Genomic DNA, 18853 nt, shown 5'->3' with positions numbered 1-18853 from the left:
TATTGGTTATTGATTTTCTCTCTGTTTATATCAAGGAGGTAGTGATGAGTAAATTATTGATGCAATTAAAAGATGCTAACATAGGAAAAGTGCTTGAAAATGAACCGCTGGCAAAACATACTACAATTAGAATTGGTGGTCCTGCTGATATATTAATTGAACCTTCTAATAGTGAAAATTTAAAAAAGGCATTGGAAATTATTAAATCTAACGGTGCTAAATGGAGAGCCATTGGAAGAGGTTCAAATCTTCTAGTTGCTGATAAGGGAATCGAAGGTGTTGTCATTAAATTAGGTAATGGACTAGATGATCTGAAAATTGATGGTGATATGCTGACTGTTGGTGGAGGGTATTCTATCATAAAGTTAGCTACAATTATTAGTAAGAAGGGTCTAGCAGGTTTAGAGTTTGCCAGTGGCATACCTGGGTCTATTGGTGGAGCGGTATATATGAATGCTGGTGCTCATGGATCTGATATGTCTAAAATAGTAAACAAAGCTCTTGTTTTATTTGAGGATGGACAATTAACTTGGTTAACAAATGAAGAATTAGAATTTTCATATCGTACCTCTGTTCTTCAAGAGAAAAGGCCTGGGATTTGTATTGAGGCTGTTTTACAGCTACAACAAGGTAAAAAGGAAGACATTGTTGCGATTATGCAAAAAAACAAAGACTATCGAAGAGATACACAACCTTGGAATTTCCCATGCGCTGGCAGTATTTTTCGTAATCCATTGCCTAATTATGCAGGTCAATTAGTTGAAGAAGCTGGTTTAAAGGGTTACCAAATAGGTGGAGCAAAAATATCTGATATGCATGGTAATTTCATTGTGAACGCCGGTGAAGCAACAGCCCAGGATGTGTTAGATTTAATCGATTTTGTTAAGAAATCAATTTTTGATAAGTATGGAATAAAGATGGAAACGGAAGTTGAAATAATAGGTAGTAAATAATCACATTAGATCCCTATATTTCCTTTTATTGTGTTATAATAACAAAAAATAGTTAGATAAAATAAACGGCATTTTAAATGCCGTTTCAGGCTGTCGACAAAGTCAGCAGCTATTTTCTTTATCTCTATAAGGTTCAATATATAGTATGGTATTTTTGAATTGATATCAATATATGTGGAATTCATGAAGTGAAAACCCCTTTTTCTTTAGTGCTTTTTCTGAAAAAGGGGTTTGTCTACACTCTGAAACGGCATTTTAAATGCCGTTTGTTTTATCATTTACATTAAAAACGTTATTTTTTTGTGAGGTAACAAGTAGATCTTAAACTTACTATTATTCAATAAAAAATGAAAAACTACCTAGCTTATCCATGCTAGGGTGGGGTGAATTGATTGGAAAAAAAAGTTGTTTCGTTAGAAGACCGCATACCTAAATTACAACAGCAGCGTAAACACAAGACTAATCGCAGACTTATTTCTTTTTTGTCAATATTTTTCCTATTAATATTACTTGTTATCTATTTTCAATCTCCATTAAGTAAAGTTTCTAGGATAACTGTAAGTGGCAATAATTATGTGACTTCAGATGAAATTATTGAAATGAGCGGCATATCAAAGTCAACAGGTTTCTGGAATATAAATTCTGAAACTGTAAAAGAAAAAATTGAAAAGCATTTGCAAATCAAAAAAGTGGAGATCCAAAAACAACTCCCTAATTATATCATTTTGCAGGTAGAGGAGTTTGAAAGTGTTGCTTATCTTGAAAAAGCAGGTGCATATTATCCTATCTTAGAAAATGGACAAGCACTTCAAGATCAGGTTGTCACAACACCAGCTGATGCTCCAATTTTAATAAATTGGAAGAGTGATGAAGAAATTGAAGAACTAGTTAGTGAATTAAAAAAAATATCACCTACTATAACAAATTCAATTTCCGAAATACATCATACTCCAGGAAAGACAGATCCTTGGCTTATTAAATTATATATGAATGATGGTTTTGAAGTTATTGCCTCAGTGCGAACATTTTCAAAAAAAATGGAATCTTACCCAAGTATAGTGAATTCGCTTGATGAGAATAGTAGAGGTGTTATTCACTTAGAAGTTGGATCCTACTTTAGGTCATACGATCAATTAAATAAAGAGGAGGAAGGAAATGAAAGTGAAATTGAGGGGTAGTTATGTTATTTTATCCCTTGTCCTTCTTGTCTTAGGTTTTTTAATTTCATATTCTTTTCAATTGACTAAGGAAAGAAACGAAAATCAGACAATTTCCCCTGAGCAGTGGGATAAAGAATATGAAATAAGGTCTCAATTAGTTATGAATGAAAAAATGAATAGAGAACTTCAAAAAGAATTATATGCGAAACAGGAACAAGTAAAGAAAATAGAAGAAGCATTAAAAGATCAGAAACAGGTATATTTTAATCTAGTAGAAGATGTAGAAAAGTACCGTATGTATGTTGGGGATGTTGCGGTCGAGGGAAAAGGTGTAGAGGTTGTTTTAGAGGATGCATCATATGTGCCTGAGGGAGAAAATGTCAACAATTATATTGTTCATGAAAGCCATATTTTTGATGTAATCAATGAATTATATATCTCTGGTGCTGACTCAGTGTCTGTTAATGGTCAGAGGTTATCAAGTCACTCCTATATATATTGCAACGGACCTGTCATAACCGTTGATGGTAACCAATTTCCTGCTCCGTTTGTAATAACAGCGATTGGTGATCCAAATGTTTTAATACCATCTTTAAATATTACTGGAGGAATTATTGATCAACTTGCTTATGATAACATTGTGGTATCTATTGAAAAAAAAGATAAGATAAAAATGGAACCTTTATTGCAAGAGCAAAAATCGTCTTCTTAAGATCTAGACTTTTTTACTTCTTGCTGCTATGTAAGATTTAGTAAAGTTTATATAAGAAAAGAATAGCTAGGTGGTTTGTATGAAAAGTAAGGATTGGAAAAGAGGAATTAGCTTTACTATCCTTTTGATGATATTTGGAATGATGCTTGCGGTGCAATTTCACACAATACAAGAACCTATCGTAAGAGATACCCGAGATATGTGGCAGCTAAGAGAAGATTTAAAGAAACAGCAACAATTACAAGTTGAACTTTCAAGTGAAATAAGAAAATATAATGAGATGCTAAAAACCTATGAAAATGAAGAAGATCAGAATCCGGAGACAGCATTAAAAGAGACATTAAATATATTAAAGGAAGAAGCGGGACTAACAGAGGTAAAAGGTTCGGGTATTACGATTAAGATAGACAAATTGTTTTCTGAAGAATTAATTGGGTCCCAAGTTCAAGACATTTCACCTGAATTACTTAAGAGGTTAATAAATGAATTGAATTCTTACGGAGCAAAAGATATTTCCATTCAAGGAAGGCGAGTTATTAACTCTACGGTCATACGTGACATCAATGGCCAAACTAAAATGGATAATTTCAGTTTACATAACTTTCCGATAGAAATAAAAGTTATTTCCGAAAATGTCGAAAAGCTTTATAATCGAATGAATGCTTCAACAACAGATGAGGATTTTGCAATCGATAATCTAAGTTTGTTTATTTCTAACCCAGAAGAAAACATAACAATTCCAGCATATGAAGACACAATTCGAGTGAAAAACATGAAACCTATAGAAGCAGAGAAAGAAGGGGGATAATATGTGGCTACCAATACTAGGTTTGATTTTAGGTGTTTTTTTAGGTCTTGTATCAGAGCTACGAATTCCCCCGGAATACTCTAATTATTTATCAATCGCGATTTTAGCAGCACTTGATACATTATTAGGTGGTATTAGAGCACACTTGCAAGATATCTATGATGAAATAGTGTTTGTGTCCGGTTTTTTCTTTAACATTATACTTGCTGCAAGTTTAGCTTTTCTCGGTGTTCATCTTGGTGTAGACTTGTATCTAGTAGCTGTTTTTGCTTTTGGTGTTAGATTGTTCCAAAATATCGCAGTGATAAGAAGAATTTTAATTTCAAAATGGTCAATTTCTAGAGAAAAAATGAAAAAAACTTGATTATTTAAAAAGGGAATTCGAATTATTTGACGAATAAACACTAGTGAAGCAAAAATCAATAAATATTAAAAAAATATTTTGTTACAAATATGTAAAACTAGATTCATTGTCATGTTGTTCTTCGAAGATTAGAATAAGAAGAGTAGTAATAGATGAGGAGGTGCCTTAGAATGAACAGCAATGAACTATTTGTAAGTCTTGACATCGGTACATCCAGTGTTAAAGTAATTATTGGTGAAATGACAAATGATGCTTTGAACATAATTGGTGTTGGTAATGTAAAATCAGAAGGATTGAGAAAAGGATCTATAGTTGATATAGATGAAACCGTTCATTCTATAAAAAAAGCAGTAGAGCAAGCAGAACGAATGGTTGGAATTTCTTTGAAAAGGGTTGTTGTGGGTGTTACTGGTAACCACGTGCACCTTCAAAATTGTCATGGAGTAGTAGCTGTTTCCAGTGAGAACCGTGAAATATCTAATGAAGATGTTAGAAGGGTTTTAGATGCTGCTCAAGTTATATCAGTTCCGCCTGAGAGAGAAATAATAGATGTTATTCCACGACAATTTATTGTTGATGGTTTAGATGAGATTAATGATCCAAGAGGGATGTTAGGTGTTCGTCTAGAGATGGAAGGAACAATCATTACAGGTTCTAAGACGATTTTACATAATTTATTACGTTGTGTAGAGCGTGCAGGCTTAGAGATTACAGACATTTGTTTACAACCATTAGCAGCAGGTTCTGTCGCATTATCAAAGGATGAGAAAAATCTAGGTGTTGCTCTAGTTGAAATTGGTGGAGGGTCAACAACAATAGCTGTTTTTGAACAAAACCATCTTGTAGCAACAAGTGTTCTACCTCTTGGTGGAGAGCACATAACAAAAGATTTATCTATCGGACTTCGAACTACAACAGATGAAGCTGAACGAATTAAACTCAAGTATGGACATGCTTATTATGACCATGCATCTGAAGACGAAATATTTGAGGCATCTGTAATAGGCTCTGATCAAAAAAGAACCTTTAATCAATTAGAGATAGCTGATATTATTGAAGCAAGAATGGAAGAAATTTACGAGCTATTAGTACATGAATTAAGGAGACTCGGAATACAAGATTTACCTGGTGGATTTGTTCTTACTGGAGGTACGGTTAGAATGCCAGGTGTACTTGAATTAGGACAAGTAATCCTTCAAAATAGTGTAAGAATCGCCAGTCCGGATTATATTGGTGTAAGAGAACCACAATATATGACAGGCGTAGGTTTAATTCAATTCGCTCATAAAAATGCAAAGATACAAGGTAGAAAAATTGGTTCAAATGTTACGGTAAATGCTATTGAGGTAGCAGCAGCTCAAGAACCTCAGCAACATCGTACAAAACCGCAAAAACAGCAAGAAGAGAAAAAATCTAATAAAGTAAAGAAATTTTTTGGCTACTTCTTTGAATAGTACACATCAATTAGAAGTCATTTGATGGATTAGGAGGATTTCGCATGTTGGAGTTTGATACAAATATTGACGGCTTGGCGACCATCAAGGTAATCGGAGTAGGTGGCGGTGGTAACAATGCTGTTAATCGAATGATAGAACATGGAGTACAGGGTGTTGAATTTATAGCAGTTAACACTGATGCACAAGCTTTAAATTTATCTAAAGCAGAAGTTAAAATGCAAATAGGCTCTAAACTTACTAGAGGTTTAGGTGCAGGTGCTAATCCAGAGGTTGGGAAAAAGGCTGCTGAAGAAAGTAGAGAGCAGCTAGAAGAAGCATTAAGAGGCGCTGACATGGTCTTTGTAACGGCTGGAATGGGTGGTGGAACAGGAACAGGTGCAGCTCCTGTTATAGCCCAGATTGCTAAGGATTTAGGAGCATTAACAGTTGGTGTTGTGACTAGACCATTTACATTTGAAGGTCGTAAACGTCAAATGCAAGCAGCAGGCGGTATTTCAGCAATGAAGGAATCTGTTGATACACTCATTGTTATTCCTAACGATCGCTTACTTGAGATTGTAGATAAGAATACTCCTATGTTAGAAGCGTTTAGAGAAGCAGATAATGTATTAAGACAAGGTGTACAAGGTATTTCAGATTTAATTGCAACACCAGGGTTAATTAACTTAGACTTTGCAGATGTAAAAACAATTATGTCTAATAAAGGATCTGCCCTAATGGGTATTGGTGTAGCTACAGGAGAAAATCGTGCTTCAGAAGCAGCGAAGAAAGCTATTTCTAGTCCATTATTAGAGAAATCGATTGATGGAGCTCAAGGCGTTCTTATGAACATTACAGGCGGAATGAATTTAAGCTTGTATGAAGTACAAGAGGCAGCTGATATTGTTGCTACTGCTTCTGATCAAGAAGTAAATATGATTTTCGGATCTGTTATTAATGAGAATCTAAAAGATGAAATTATTGTTACGGTAATAGCAACAGGGTTTGCAGAACAAGATACAAATCCATTGAAGCAACCACCACGCCAGTTTAGTGGTGCCACTAATACAATGACAAAGCCGGCTCCAAAACGTGAAAATAAGCGTGAGGAAATGCCACAAGATACAACTCGTAATAATGTTCAGCAACAACAATCTGATGATACATTAGATATTCCAACTTTCTTAAGAAACCGTAATAAGCGTCGTTAACTTGACCCATAAAGAGGTGCTAAAATTCAAAAGAATTTAGCACCTCTTTTTATTTTTATATTGATACTTACTTTTAAGCTATATTAAAGCTTAATGTTGGAACTTCGTTCATTGAAGTGAAAGGTATGAGACTCCTGCGGGAGGAAGCTCCCAGTACGCTCGCAGGAAAGCGAATGCCTGTAACGGAAATCAATAAAAATGTTTAACAACGCCTACTAATTAAAAATAATGAGCATAAAAAATTAATGGGCTTTTAGAGATAGATGAGATAAAGGCTCTTTATTGAAAGGTATTTTATTCTCATGAACCTTCTAGTTCACCGTTTAAAATGTAGCTGGTTTCGTAGAATTTTTTCAGGGAAGTTGCTTCTTTTTCCCTGTAATATCCCTTTGATATAGCGGTACTAGGTCAATTCATAATGCCCTTACTTTTTGCAGAAAAGCTAGATCTTGAATCTAAGAAACTACTGAATCAAGGCAGTGGAGTTAACCAAATTTACGGAAGTATATCTTATTGAAAGTTAAAAGAGATGATGCGAAGGTAAAAATAAATAACTAAGAAAAGGTTTTTCCTTTTTATGCTAACTCGACAAAAATTCTAATAATCTTGCAAAAATACTTACACTTTATCGGCAGTAATTGACAGACTTCCTGTCTATGAAGATTTATACTAGTTGCTAACAGGTTCTTAAATTGATTCGATTTAAAGAAAAACTTTGTTAAATCACCTGTTGATATATGCCGAATCTGTGCGTCATTACGGGTAACTATTGTTGAGAAAACCCATTGTAAGTGGAAAGTGAAGAGTCACAGATTGTTCAAGGTAAAGGAACTAGACTTTCCTTGTTACCAAGCAAACATCAACAACACAACAAAGCTTTTAGTAAATGAGAAGGACCTATTATCTTACATAGGGGAAAGGAGTAACAAATGTCTATTTACTTAGACGTTATTTGGCTCTTGAACTTTTCCTTTGATTTGTTTTTACTTCTTCTAACAGCAATTACCTTAAAAAGAAAAGTATTTAAATTTAGGATTTTTCTAGCTTCTCTACTGGGCTCAAGTATTGTATTAATGATGTTTACACCTTTAGCATTTATTGCTACACACCCAGTTGGCAAAATGATCATTTCAATCTTAATGGTTTTAATAGCATTTGGTTTTAAACGTTTTAGCTATTACTTTCATGGATTGTTAACTTTCTATTTTGTCACCTTTATGGTAGGTGGTGGAATGATAGGTGCACATTATTTTCTACAGTCAGAGGTTAATTATTTAGACGGAATCTTAATGACAAATTCAAATGGTTTTGGCCATCCGATAAGCTGGTTATTTATATTAATTGGGTTTCCTGTTGTTTGGATTTTTTCAAGAAAGCGTCTAGAAGGTATAGAAGCAAAGAAGATTCATTATGAACAATTGGTAACTGTTACGATTAAAGTAGATGCAATTCAATTCACTTTAAATGGTTTGATTGATAGTGGAAATCAGCTTGTAGATCCTATTACAAGAAGTCCAGTGATGATTATTGACACATTGATGGTACAAGATTACATACCAAAACAGCTAATTGACATGGCTTTACAGGATGATGTTATGAAATCGCTAAGTGAATCTAGCGAAAGCCATCCATGGGAACATCGAGTGCGAATTATACCTTATCGTGTTATTGGAACTGATCATCAATTTTTGCTGGGATTTAAACCTGATGAAGTGTGGATAGAAACAAAAGATGAGAAAATTAAGGTGCAAAAAACGATTGTTGGCCTAAATAGAACAAAGCTCTCTTCAGAAGATGAATATTCATGTATTGTTCATCCGAAAATGCTCCAAGGTCAATCAATTAAGAATGTATCTTAACAATCACATATTTCTATCTTACTCTGATTCTTTTATTTTAGAAGGGGGAGGAAAATGAAAAAATTAAAATTACATCTAACTTATTTATGGTATAAGCTATTAATTAAACTAGGGATTAAAACCGATGAGGTCTATTACATCGGTGGTAGTGAAGCTCTACCACCACCCCTATCAAAAGATGAAGAGGAAGTATTACTACAAAAGCTACCAAGTGGTGACCAAGCAGCAAGATCCATCTTAATTGAGCGTAATTTACGATTAGTTGTTTATATAGCTCGAAAATTTGAAAATACAGGAATTAACATTGAGGATTTAATTAGCATTGGTACAATCGGATTAATAAAGGCTGTAAATACATTCAATCCGGAGAAAAAAATCAAGTTAGCAACATATGCTTCAAGATGTATTGAAAATGAAATTCTTATGTATTTAAGAAGAAACAATAAATTGAGATCAGAAGTCTCTTTTGATGAACCGTTAAATATTGATTGGGATGGAAACGAATTATTATTATCAGATGTAATGGGGACAGAAGATGACATCATTACAAAAGATCTTGAAGCAAACGTAGATCGGAAATTGTTAATGAAGGCTCTTCACCAGCTTAATGATCGGGAGAAGCAAATTATGGAGCTTAGGTTCGGTTTACTTGGCGGAGAAGAAAAAACGCAAAAAGACGTTGCGGATATGCTTGGTATATCTCAATCCTATATTTCAAGACTAGAAAAGAGAATTATCAAAAGATTACAAAAAGAATTCAACAAAATGGTTTAAAAAATTTTTTTAAACTTGATAATGCCTATAATATCAATTAATTAGAGGTTATTCCCCCCACCTAACTTTAATAGCTTGTGCATATTTTTTCCACTCGAGGAGATACTTAACTCTGTACAGCAACTCCTGTTAGGAGGGAAAAAGGTGACAAGAAATAAAGTTGAAATCTGTGGGGTTGATACCTCAAAACTTCCGGTTCTTAAGAATGAGAAAATGAGGGAACTTTTTAAGCAGATGCAAAGCGGAGACATATCAGCAAGAGAAGAGCTGGTGAATGGCAACTTAAGATTGGTACTTAGCGTTATCCAGCGTTTTAACAACAGAGGAGAATTTGTTGACGATTTGTTTCAAGTTGGCTGTATAGGATTAATGAAATCAATCGATAATTTTGACTTAGGCCAGAATGTCAAATTTTCAACATATGCTGTACCGATGATTATCGGAGAAATACGAAGATACTTAAGAGATAACAACCCAATCCGCGTGTCTCGTTCCTTAAGGGACATCGCATATAAGGCTCTCCAAGTTAGAGAACGTCTTATGAGTGAAACGTCGAGAGAACCTACTGCAGAAGAAATTTCGAAGGTGTTAGATGTACCGCACGAAGAGATTGTTTTTGCACTTGATGCCATTCAAGATCCAGTTTCATTATTTGAACCCATCTATAATGATGGAGGTGATCCAATCTTTGTCATGGATCAACTAAGTGATGAAAAAAATCGTGACATTCAATGGATTGAAGAATTAGCGTTAAAAGAAGGCATGAGGCGCTTGAATAGTCGTGAAAAATTGATTCTTCGAAAACGATTTTTTCAAGGGAAAACGCAAATGGAAGTTGCTGAAGAAATTGGTATCTCACAAGCTCAAGTTTCTCGTTTAGAAAAAGCTGCAATAAAACAAATGAATAAAAATATCCAAAATTGAGGCTACTTTTTTAAAGTAGTCTTTTCTTTTTTTTTCAAAGGAACGATTTGAGTCAGCTCGTTGAATATTAATTTCTGAATCAATAAAACATTTTCAAATTAAACATAGTAAAAGAAAAATATAAAACCATTCGAATTTTTTTGCCCCTTCCTAACATACATATAAATAAGAGTAGTTTGGACATTGATTATAAATAATGAAATAAATCAAAGAAATCGATAATAAATCCAAGTTAAAGACTAAGGGGGATTTTTATATGTATATCTCAGATTTTCAAACAAAAGATGTTGTTAACGTTTCTGACGGAAAGAAAATGGGAAATATTGATGATTTTGATATAAATGTTACAACTGGTAAAATACAAGCAATTATTATTAGTGGTCAAGGTAGAATGCTTGGTTTTTTTGGTAAAGACGAGGAATTCGTCATTCCATGGCGAAATATAGTAAAGATAGGTGAAGATGTCATTTTAGTCCGAATGAATCGACAAATTGAAGTCCAAGATGAATAAATTCACTTTCATGCTAAACCTTATCAGCAAGATGTGGTAAAATAAAGTCGATCGTTATGTAATAAATGTCGAAAATGAGGGTTGAGCAAGATGATAGCAGAGCCTTTTCAGCACAGAGATGAATCATACTTGACTTTAGATTCGTGGAATAAAAAAGATAATAGACTGAAGGTTGGTTTTACAACAAAAAATGGTGGAGAGAGTACTGGGGATTTTTGTTCCTTAAATCTTGGGTTACATGTGCATGATCATCATCAGGCTGTTATAAACAATAGAAATAGACTGGCGGAAAAATTAAATGCTCCTTTAGAAGCTTGGGTATTTGCTGAACAGACACATTCTAATAACATTCAAAAGGTTACAAAACAACACAGTGGAAGAGGTACACTGAAATATTCTGATGGGATGGTAAATTGTGATGCTTTTTATACAAACCAAACAGGAATCATGCTATCACTTTGTTTTGCAGATTGTGTACCTATCTACTTTTTTCATCCGGAGAAACAATTAGTAGGACTTGCACATGCTGGGTGGAAAGGAACTGTTCAAAATATTGCAGGTGAAATGATAAATTGCTGGAGTGTTGATGAAGAGATTCCTCGTAATGAGATACTAGTTGCAATTGGTCCATCTATTGGATTTTGCTGTTACACAGTTGATGAACGAGTTATTTCAGCAATAGATAGTGAAGTTCTTGAAGTGTATTCAAAGCCATATGAAACGTTAACAACCGGGAAATATAAATTAGACTTAAAAAAGCTTAACAAAAATCTGCTACTTCATGCAGGAATAAAAGAAGAAAATATTTTGGTTTCAAAACAATGTACTAGTTGTGAAGCTGAGCTTTATTTCTCACATCGAAGAGATAACGGGAAAACTGGTAGAATGTTAAGCTTTATTGGTATTAATGAGGAGGCTTAACAATTATTATGGATGTTCAAGCGAATTTCAATAAAATAAGAAATGATATTAAAAGCATTTGTGAGCGAACTGGGCGTAATTCAGATGAAATACAAGTCGTTGCTGTTACAAAGTATGTTAGTGTACAACGTGCTAGAGATGCAGTTGAAGCTGGAGTGTTTCATCTAGGTGAAAACAGAGATGAAGGCTTAAGTGAAAAGTATCATGAGATTGGTGATAAAGCAATATGGCATTTTATTGGTTCCCTTCAAACAAGAAAAGTAAAAAACATCCTGGACAAAGTTGACTACATACATTCTTTAGATCGACTTTCACTTGCTAAAGAAATAAATAAGCGAGCTGAGAAGCCAGTAAAGTGTTTTGTACAGGTTAATGTTTCCGGAGAAGAGTCAAAACATGGCTGTAAACCGGAAGAGCTTGAAGGTTTTATTAAAGAGTTAGCTATATATTCTAATATAGAAGTTGTGGGTTTAATGACAATGGCACCATATACAGATGATACCAAACGTATTCGTCAATGCTTTGCTATGCTAAAAAAATGCCAACTACATGTACAAGCTTTACAGCTACCTTCAGCACCTTGTAAGGAGCTTTCAATGGGAATGTCTAATGACTACGAAATCGCAATTGAAGAAGGAGCAACTTATATAAGAATTGGCACTTCACTTGTTGGAAATGAAAATGGAGGTGTATAGAAATGTCAATAAAAAACAGATTTAAAAGTTTTTTTGCATTAGAAGATGAAGAATATGAATATATTGAAGATGAACAAGAAAATGAGTATGAAAGTCAACAGCAAGCATTACCACAAAAACAACCTCAAAATCATAAACAAAATGTGGTTAGTTTGCAAAGTGTACAAAAATCCTCTAAAGTTGTTTTAAGTGAACCTAGAGTTTATGCTGAAGCACAGGAAATAGCAGATCAATTAAAAAATCGTAAAGCTGTTGTTGTAAATCTTCAAAGCATTCAAAGAGACCAAGCTAAAAGGATTGTTGATTTCCTAAGTGGAACAGTTTATGCAATCGGTGGAGATATTCAACGAGTTGGAATGAATATTTTTCTTTGTACACCCGATAATGTTGATGTAACAGGATCAATTTCAGAATTAGTATCAGAAGAAGAACATCAAAGGTGGTAAACAAACATGGATTTTTTATACAGTATTATTAGTACAGTGTTATCGATCTATTCCTATGCGATTATCGTATACATTTTATTATCGTGGTTCCCAGGTGCCAGAGAATCAAGCTTTGGTGGATTGCTAGCAAAAATAGTTGAGCCATACCTTGAACCTTTTCGTAAAATTATACCGCCACTAGGAATGATTGATCTTTCACCAATTGTAGCAATTTTGGCTTTAAGGTTTGCTCAATATGGAGTAGCCTCAATATTTAATATGATAGGTTAAGGGACTATATGGTCCCTCTTTTTTATTATATTAATTTAAAACCTTGTCCGGCGCAGGTAATTATTAATGATTAAACTCGAGTTATTTTAAGTGGAGTGTTTATATGAATCATATTTATCAACATTTTCGTAGTGAAGAACATCATTTTATTGACCAGGTTGTTGAATGGAAAGAAAATGTCCTTATACAATATAGTCCGAAATTAACAGATTTTCTAGATCCTCGTGAGCAGGAGATTGTTTCATCGGTTATTGGAGAAAATGCAGAAGTGAAGGTTTCATTTCTAGGTGGAGTACATGAAACAGAGAGAAAAAGGGCTTTGTTGTATCCTGATTATTTTGAGCCTAGTCAGGAAGACTTCCATTTATCTCTTTTTGAAGTACAATATGCTAGTAAATTTATTACTTTAAGTCATAGACAAGTATTAGGCTCGCTAATGAGTCTAGGGCTTAAACGCTCTAAATTTGGAGATATCCGATTTTATCAAGATAGTGTACAGATTATATGTGCTGATGAGGTATCTGATTATTTGAATATGAACTTTAATGAAGTGGGTCGTTCTAAAATTAACCTTAAACAGATATCTCTTAATGAACTTATACCACATGAGGATGAAATTCAGGAACTCATTACTACCGTTTCATCTTTAAGATTAGATGTAGTTGGAGCTGCTATCTATAATATTTCAAGGCAGAAAATTCAGCCGCTAATCAATAATGAGTTGGTGAAGGTGAATTGGAAGGTAGTTGATTCTACATCATTTGAATGCCAAGAAGGAGATACCATTTCAATAAGAGGATATGGTCGAAGTAAATTAGCGTCTATTGAAGGTAAAACAAAGAAAGATCGTTTCCGAATTATTGTTGAAAAACAGAAATAAATATAGTTTTTTTACATAGGGTATTTTTCTTTATAATGGCTATGTTATAGCTTAATGTTGTTTTTAGCACCTTGTTGATTGTAATGAAAGACATGAGATCGGAAAATTGAGTGCCTGTAACAGAATCAACAACTAAATTTTAACAATGCCTTTATACTAAAAAAGAGAAAAAACTAAATAAAAATAAGAAATTAAAGGTTTTTTCAACATAACTGTCGAAATATGATTTATAATGTTGTCAAGGATTAACTATTTAACTACATATTGGAGGTGGCATCCATGCCTTTAACACCGTTAGATATCCATAACAAGGAATTCAACAAAGGATTTCGTGGATATGATGAAGATGAAGTAAACGAATTTTTAGATCAGGTTATTAAAGACTATGAAATGGTCATTCGTGATAAGAAAGAATTGGAAGCTCGTGTCTCTGAATTAACTGAAAAATTAAATCACTTCACTAATATTGAAGAGACTCTGAATAAATCAATTATTATCGCTCAAGAAGCTGGAGAAGATGTTAAGCGTAATGCTCAGAAAGAATCTAAGCTTATTATTAAAGAAGCTGAGAAAAATGCTGACCGTATAATTAATGAATCTTTATCAAAATCTAGAAAAATCGCAATTGAGATTGAAGAACTTAAAAAACAATCTAAAGTATTTAGAACACGATTCCAAATGTTAATTGAAGCTCAATTGGATTTACTTAAAAATGATGATTGGGATCATTTAATGGAATATGAAGTAGAGCCAATTTTTGGTGAAACAGAAGAAGCTAAAAGCTAAACTTGACTTTTTGTTTTTTTATCGCATATAATACGAAAACATAGAGAAATTATTATGAAGAGATCAAGTTTTTTATAACCTTATATAATAAATGTTGAAAGGGATAGTATTCCTGTAATATATCTTATTAAGCGAATCGAGGATGGTGTGAGCTCGAGATAAGTATACAGGATGAAGATCACCCTGGAGTTCCATACTGAAACCTAATTTTGTTAGTAGGATATGGCGTTTCATTCACGTTAAGAATGCTTGAGTGGATTAATTTTTGTATGATTAATCTAATAGGGTGGTACCGCGAGAAAACCTTCTCGTCCCTTGTGGGATGTGAAGGTTTTTTTGCGTTTTTCACCAATTAATCCCTTAATATTTCAACGGAATCAAGGTCAGATCACTTAATATTTTTTTCACTAAATTATACTGGAGGATTAAGCATGGATTATAAAGATACTCTTTTAATGCCTAAAACTGAATTTCCTATGCGTGGAAATTTACCGAACAGAGAACCATTAATGCAAGAAAAATGGGAAGAAATGAATATATACAAACAAGTTCAAGAACGTACGAAGAATCGACCACTTTTCGTATTACATGATGGACCACCATATGCAAATGGCGACATTCATATGGGGCATGCATTAAATAAAATTTTAAAAGACTTTATTGTTCGTTACAAATCAATGAGTGGTTTTTGTGCTCCATATGTTCCAGGTTGGGATACGCATGGTTTGCCGATTGAAACAGCATTAACAAAAAATAAAAAAGTAAAAAGAAAAGAAATGTCAGTTGCTGAGTTTCGTAAGCTTTGTGAAGAATATGCTTGGGAGCAAATTAATGGTCAAAGAGAGCAATTTAAACGTCTGGGAGTTCGCGGTGATTGGGAAAATCCTTATGTAACATTAGATCCTGCATATGAAGCTCAACAAATCAAAGTATTCGGAGAAATGGCGAAAAAAGGCTATATTTATAAAGGGTTAAAACCAGTTTATTGGTCTCCTTCAAGTGAATCTGCTTTAGCTGAAGCAGAGATCGAATATGCTGACAAACGATCACCATCTATTTATGTAGCTTTCCCGATTCAAGATGGGAAAGGTGTATTGACAAATGATGAGAAAATTATTATTTGGACAACAACGCCTTGGACAATTCCTGCAAATTTAGGAATCTCTGTTCATCCTGAACTTGAATATAGTGTAGTTGCTGTTGATGGTGACAAGTTTGTAGTAGCTTCTGACCTTGTTAAAGCAGTTGCGGAAACAATTGGTTGGGAGTCTTATGAGATTGATCGAACAATTAAAGGAGCTGAGCTAGACAAAGTAGTTGCAAAGCATCCTATTTATGATCGTGAATCACTAGTTATGCTTGGTGAGCATGTAACAAGTGATGGTGGTACTGGATGTGTTCATACAGCTCCTGGACACGGGGAAGATGATTTTATTGTTGGTCAACAATATGGTTTGGATGTATTATGCCCTGTTGATGCAAAAGGATATATGACAAAAGAGGCTGTTGGTTTTGAAGGTATATTCTATGATGAAGCTAATAAGCCAATTACAGAAAAGCTTCAAGAGGTTGGAGCATTATTAAAGCTTCAATTTATTACACATTCTTATCCGCATGATTGGAGAACAAAGAAGCCGACTATTTTCCGTGCTACAGCACAGTGGTTTGCATCTATAAAAGATTTCCGTGAGGACCTTTTAAAAGCTGTAAATGAAACAAAATGGGTGCCTGCATGGGGAGAAACAAGGCTATACAATATGGTTCGTGATCGTGGAGATTGGTGTATTTCCCGTCAACGTGCTTGGGGTGTACCTATCCCTGTATTTTATGCAGAAAATAATGAGCCAATTATAACGGATGAGACAATTGAGCATGTATCAAACTTGTTCAGAGAACATGGATCTAACGTTTGGTTCGAGCGTGAGGCTATTGATCTTTTACCAGAAGGCTTTACACATGAAGGAAGTCCAAATGGTAAATTTACGAAAGAACAAGATATCATGGATGTATGGTTTGATTCTGGATCTTCACACCAAGCAGTATTATTAGAAAGAGATGACCTTCAAAGACCTGCAGATCTATATTTAGAGGGCTCTGATCAATATCGTGGATGGTTTAACTCTTCGTTATCAACAGCAGTTGCTGTAACTGGCGTAGCACCGTATAAAGGTGTATTAAGTCATGGCTTTGCTCTTGATGGAGAAGGTCGCAAAATGAGTAAGTCAATTGGTAATACAGTTATACCTGCTAAAGTAATGAAACAATTAGGTGGAGACATTCTTCGCTTATGGGTAGCTTCTGTTGATTATCAAGCAGATGTAAGAGTTTCTGATGCAATCTTAAAACAAGTTGCAGAGGTATATCGAAAAATTCGTAACACATTCCGATTCTTGTTAGGAAACTTAGCTGATTTTAATCCTGCTACAGATTCAGTTAACGTGGAAAACTTACGTGATGTTGATCGTTATATGCTTGTGAAACTGAATAACCTAACAAAACGTGTTAAAGATTCTTATGAGAACTATGAATTTGCCGCAATTTATCATGCAGTACACAATTTCTGTACAATTGAATTAAGCTCATTCTATTTGGATTTCGCAAAAGATGTTTTATATATTGAATCTAAAGAAAATAATGAACGTCGTGCAATTCAAACAGTTCTTTATGAAACACTTATGTCATTAGTAAAACTAGTAACACCTATTCTCCCACATACAGCTGATGAAGTATGGGAACAAATTGATTCTGTTACTGAAGAAAGTGTTCAGTTAGTAGATATGCCTGAGGTGAAAGATTATCCTCAAAGCACTGAGCTAGAGAAAAAATGGGATGCGTTCATGTTACTACGTGATGATGTATTAAAGGCATTAGAGGTTGCACGAAATGAAAAAATAATCGGGAAATCTCTAACGGCAAGCATTGCCTTATATCCTAATAAAGAAACTAAGGCACTTCTTGAATCAGTTGATGAAGACTTAAAGCAACTATTTATTGTATCTGGCTTTAATCTTGCAGGTGATTATACTGAAGCACCTGAAAATGCTCAAGTTTTTGATACTGTTAAAATTACGATTACTTCAGCGGATGGAGAAACTTGTGATCGATGTTGGATTGTCACACCAGAAGTCGGTGAAGTAGAATCACATCCAACACTTTGTAAACGATGTGCTTCAATTGTTAATGAGCATTATTAAGTAGTGAAAAAACAGCCATCCTTTAATGGAAGGCTGTTTTTTTCTTTGTTATTACGATGTTTGCTAATTGATACTAGCAACATCGTAATAACCATTTTTTGATTTCCATTAAGTACTTTTCAAAGTTATTTAGTGATATGGCAGAGTTTCCTGAGGAATTATTCATTTAGTATATGAAAACATTTAAAAGGGACAATAACTTCAAATGAAATTAGAAACATGGTATCCGCCTAATTTTAATTAAAAATGTTTGAAGATAAGTGAGGTTGGGTAAAAAATATCCATTCACCAAATTTATCATACACATTAACAACCATTTCAATCACAGGAAAATTCTTAATAGGGTGAGTTTAGTTTTTTCAGGAAAGAATAATCTTACACCATGAGAAGGATAAGGAGTTGTCCATCTTGAATAAATTTTCTGGGATTCAATATGAATTACAAGTGATGAAAGAAGAACTGCGAACTAGGCTTTTTGATCACAGTTTATTTGATATGACTTATAGTGATTATCAAGGGAAAAGTCATACCTTAATGCATCATATTAAAGAAGAACTTCAAGATGTAGAGCGTGCCTTAATGAAGATTGATAAAGGAATTTATGGTTACTGTGAAGAAACGGGTGAAGAAATTCCCTTTGAAAAACTAAGGATACTCCCAACAGCAAGAACAAAATTTGATTTCTTTTTCCAGGAATTATATGAAAGAAAAACTCTCCCTCAATATGATTATCATCATGAAGAGACCTATATTACAGGCAGTGACTTCTAATTATAGTTTATCTGCCTTTATGTTTTGACTCAAATTTTTCTTTTAAATAAGGCTGTTTTTGTAAATTTCGTTGTTTTTAGAATCATGTTGGAAACAACTCTGTATAAAGTCTAATAGCATCTTCTTCTACAAATCGTACCTGTTATGCGATAACGCATTGGTTACTTTAGAAAACAGA

The 18853-nt window shown here is 34.0% G+C and carries 19 protein-coding genes and 1 other annotated feature; all 19 genes read left to right on the top strand.

What is annotated here, in order from left to right:
* The first annotated feature begins 44 nt into the window (after positions 1–44).
* A complete protein-coding gene (gene murB, locus JOC75_RS06740) occupies positions 45–953 on the top strand; it encodes a UDP-N-acetylmuramate dehydrogenase (RefSeq protein ID WP_204953257.1) in 909 nt (302 codons plus the stop codon).
* 392 nt (positions 954–1345) lie between these two features.
* Positions 1346–2131 (top strand): cell division protein FtsQ/DivIB, encoded by a 786-nt coding sequence (locus JOC75_RS06735; RefSeq protein WP_204953256.1) that lies wholly within the window; start codon positions 1346–1348, stop codon positions 2129–2131.
* Complete coding sequence (locus JOC75_RS06730) at positions 2121–2825, top strand: DUF881 domain-containing protein (RefSeq protein WP_204953536.1); 705 nt, start codon at positions 2121–2123, stop codon at positions 2823–2825. The genes JOC75_RS06735 and JOC75_RS06730 overlap by 11 nt, the downstream gene beginning before the upstream one ends.
* 79 nt (positions 2826–2904) lie before the next feature.
* Positions 2905–3633, top strand: a complete 729-nt coding sequence (locus JOC75_RS06725) for a DUF881 domain-containing protein (protein ID WP_204953255.1) — start codon at positions 2905–2907, stop codon at positions 3631–3633.
* 1 nt (position 3634) lies between these two features.
* On the top strand, positions 3635–3997 hold the full coding sequence (locus JOC75_RS06720; RefSeq protein WP_146946791.1) for a small basic family protein: 363 nt from the start codon (positions 3635–3637) through the stop codon (positions 3995–3997).
* A gap of 170 nt (positions 3998–4167) precedes the next feature.
* Positions 4168–5451, top strand: coding sequence for a cell division protein FtsA (gene ftsA / locus JOC75_RS06715; RefSeq protein ID WP_204953254.1), 1284 nt, complete (start codon positions 4168–4170; stop codon positions 5449–5451).
* 44 nt (positions 5452–5495) lie between these two features.
* Positions 5496–6644: a cell division protein FtsZ gene (gene ftsZ, locus JOC75_RS06710; RefSeq protein ID WP_146946789.1), complete on the top strand. Its 1149-nt coding sequence runs from the start codon at positions 5496–5498 to the stop codon at positions 6642–6644.
* A 929-nt stretch (positions 6645–7573) separates the two neighbouring features.
* Positions 7574–8503 carry a sigma-E processing peptidase SpoIIGA gene (gene spoIIGA, locus JOC75_RS06705; RefSeq protein WP_204953253.1) on the top strand — a complete coding sequence of 310 codons (930 nt, stop codon included), beginning with the start codon at positions 7574–7576 and terminating at the stop codon, positions 8501–8503.
* A gap of 54 nt (positions 8504–8557) precedes the next feature.
* Positions 8558–9277 carry an RNA polymerase sporulation sigma factor SigE gene (gene sigE, locus JOC75_RS06700; protein ID WP_146946787.1) on the top strand — a complete coding sequence of 240 codons (720 nt, stop codon included), beginning with the start codon at positions 8558–8560 and terminating at the stop codon, positions 9275–9277.
* A 102-nt stretch (positions 9278–9379) separates the two neighbouring features.
* Positions 9380–10201, top strand: coding sequence for an RNA polymerase sporulation sigma factor SigG (gene sigG, locus JOC75_RS06695; protein WP_193559353.1), 822 nt, complete (start codon positions 9380–9382; stop codon positions 10199–10201).
* A gap of 256 nt (positions 10202–10457) precedes the next feature.
* Entirely contained in the window at positions 10458–10712 is a 255-nt protein-coding gene (locus tag JOC75_RS06690) for a YlmC/YmxH family sporulation protein (RefSeq protein ID WP_204953252.1), read from the top strand.
* 93 nt (positions 10713–10805) lie between these two features.
* Positions 10806–11633, top strand: a complete 828-nt coding sequence (gene pgeF / locus JOC75_RS06685; protein WP_420828015.1) for a peptidoglycan editing factor PgeF — start codon at positions 10806–10808, stop codon at positions 11631–11633.
* 8 nt (positions 11634–11641) lie between these two features.
* Positions 11642–12328, top strand: a complete 687-nt coding sequence (locus JOC75_RS06680; protein WP_204953250.1) for a YggS family pyridoxal phosphate-dependent enzyme — start codon at positions 11642–11644, stop codon at positions 12326–12328.
* A gap of 2 nt (positions 12329–12330) precedes the next feature.
* Entirely contained in the window at positions 12331–12774 is a 444-nt protein-coding gene (locus tag JOC75_RS06675; RefSeq protein WP_204953249.1) for a cell division protein SepF, read from the top strand.
* Between the two features lie 6 nt (positions 12775–12780).
* A complete protein-coding gene (locus JOC75_RS06670) occupies positions 12781–13044 on the top strand; it encodes a YggT family protein (protein WP_204953248.1) in 264 nt (87 codons plus the stop codon).
* A gap of 103 nt (positions 13045–13147) precedes the next feature.
* Positions 13148–13924, top strand: a complete 777-nt coding sequence (locus JOC75_RS06665) for a YlmH family RNA-binding protein (protein WP_204953247.1) — start codon at positions 13148–13150, stop codon at positions 13922–13924.
* Between the two features lie 279 nt (positions 13925–14203).
* Positions 14204–14710, top strand: coding sequence for a DivIVA domain-containing protein (locus JOC75_RS06660; RefSeq protein WP_146946780.1), 507 nt, complete (start codon positions 14204–14206; stop codon positions 14708–14710).
* Positions 14711–14795: 85 nt separating this feature from the next.
* Positions 14796–15029: a binding site (T-box leader), on the top strand.
* Positions 15030–15141: 112 nt separating this feature from the next.
* Positions 15142–17904 carry an isoleucine--tRNA ligase gene (gene ileS / locus JOC75_RS06655; protein ID WP_204953246.1) on the top strand — a complete coding sequence of 921 codons (2763 nt, stop codon included), beginning with the start codon at positions 15142–15144 and terminating at the stop codon, positions 17902–17904.
* Between the two features lie 447 nt (positions 17905–18351).
* On the top strand, positions 18352–18675 hold the full coding sequence (locus tag JOC75_RS06650) for a TraR/DksA family transcriptional regulator (RefSeq protein ID WP_146947092.1): 324 nt from the start codon (positions 18352–18354) through the stop codon (positions 18673–18675).
* The last annotated feature ends 178 nt before the right edge of the window (positions 18676–18853 follow it).

The sequence above is a fragment of the Metabacillus crassostreae genome, from assembly GCF_016908395.1.
In the GTDB taxonomy this organism is placed as follows: domain Bacteria; phylum Bacillota; class Bacilli; order Bacillales; family Bacillaceae; genus Metabacillus; species Metabacillus crassostreae.
The sequence above is the reverse complement of the archived record's forward strand: the minus strand, read 5'-3'. Positions and strand labels throughout refer to the sequence as shown.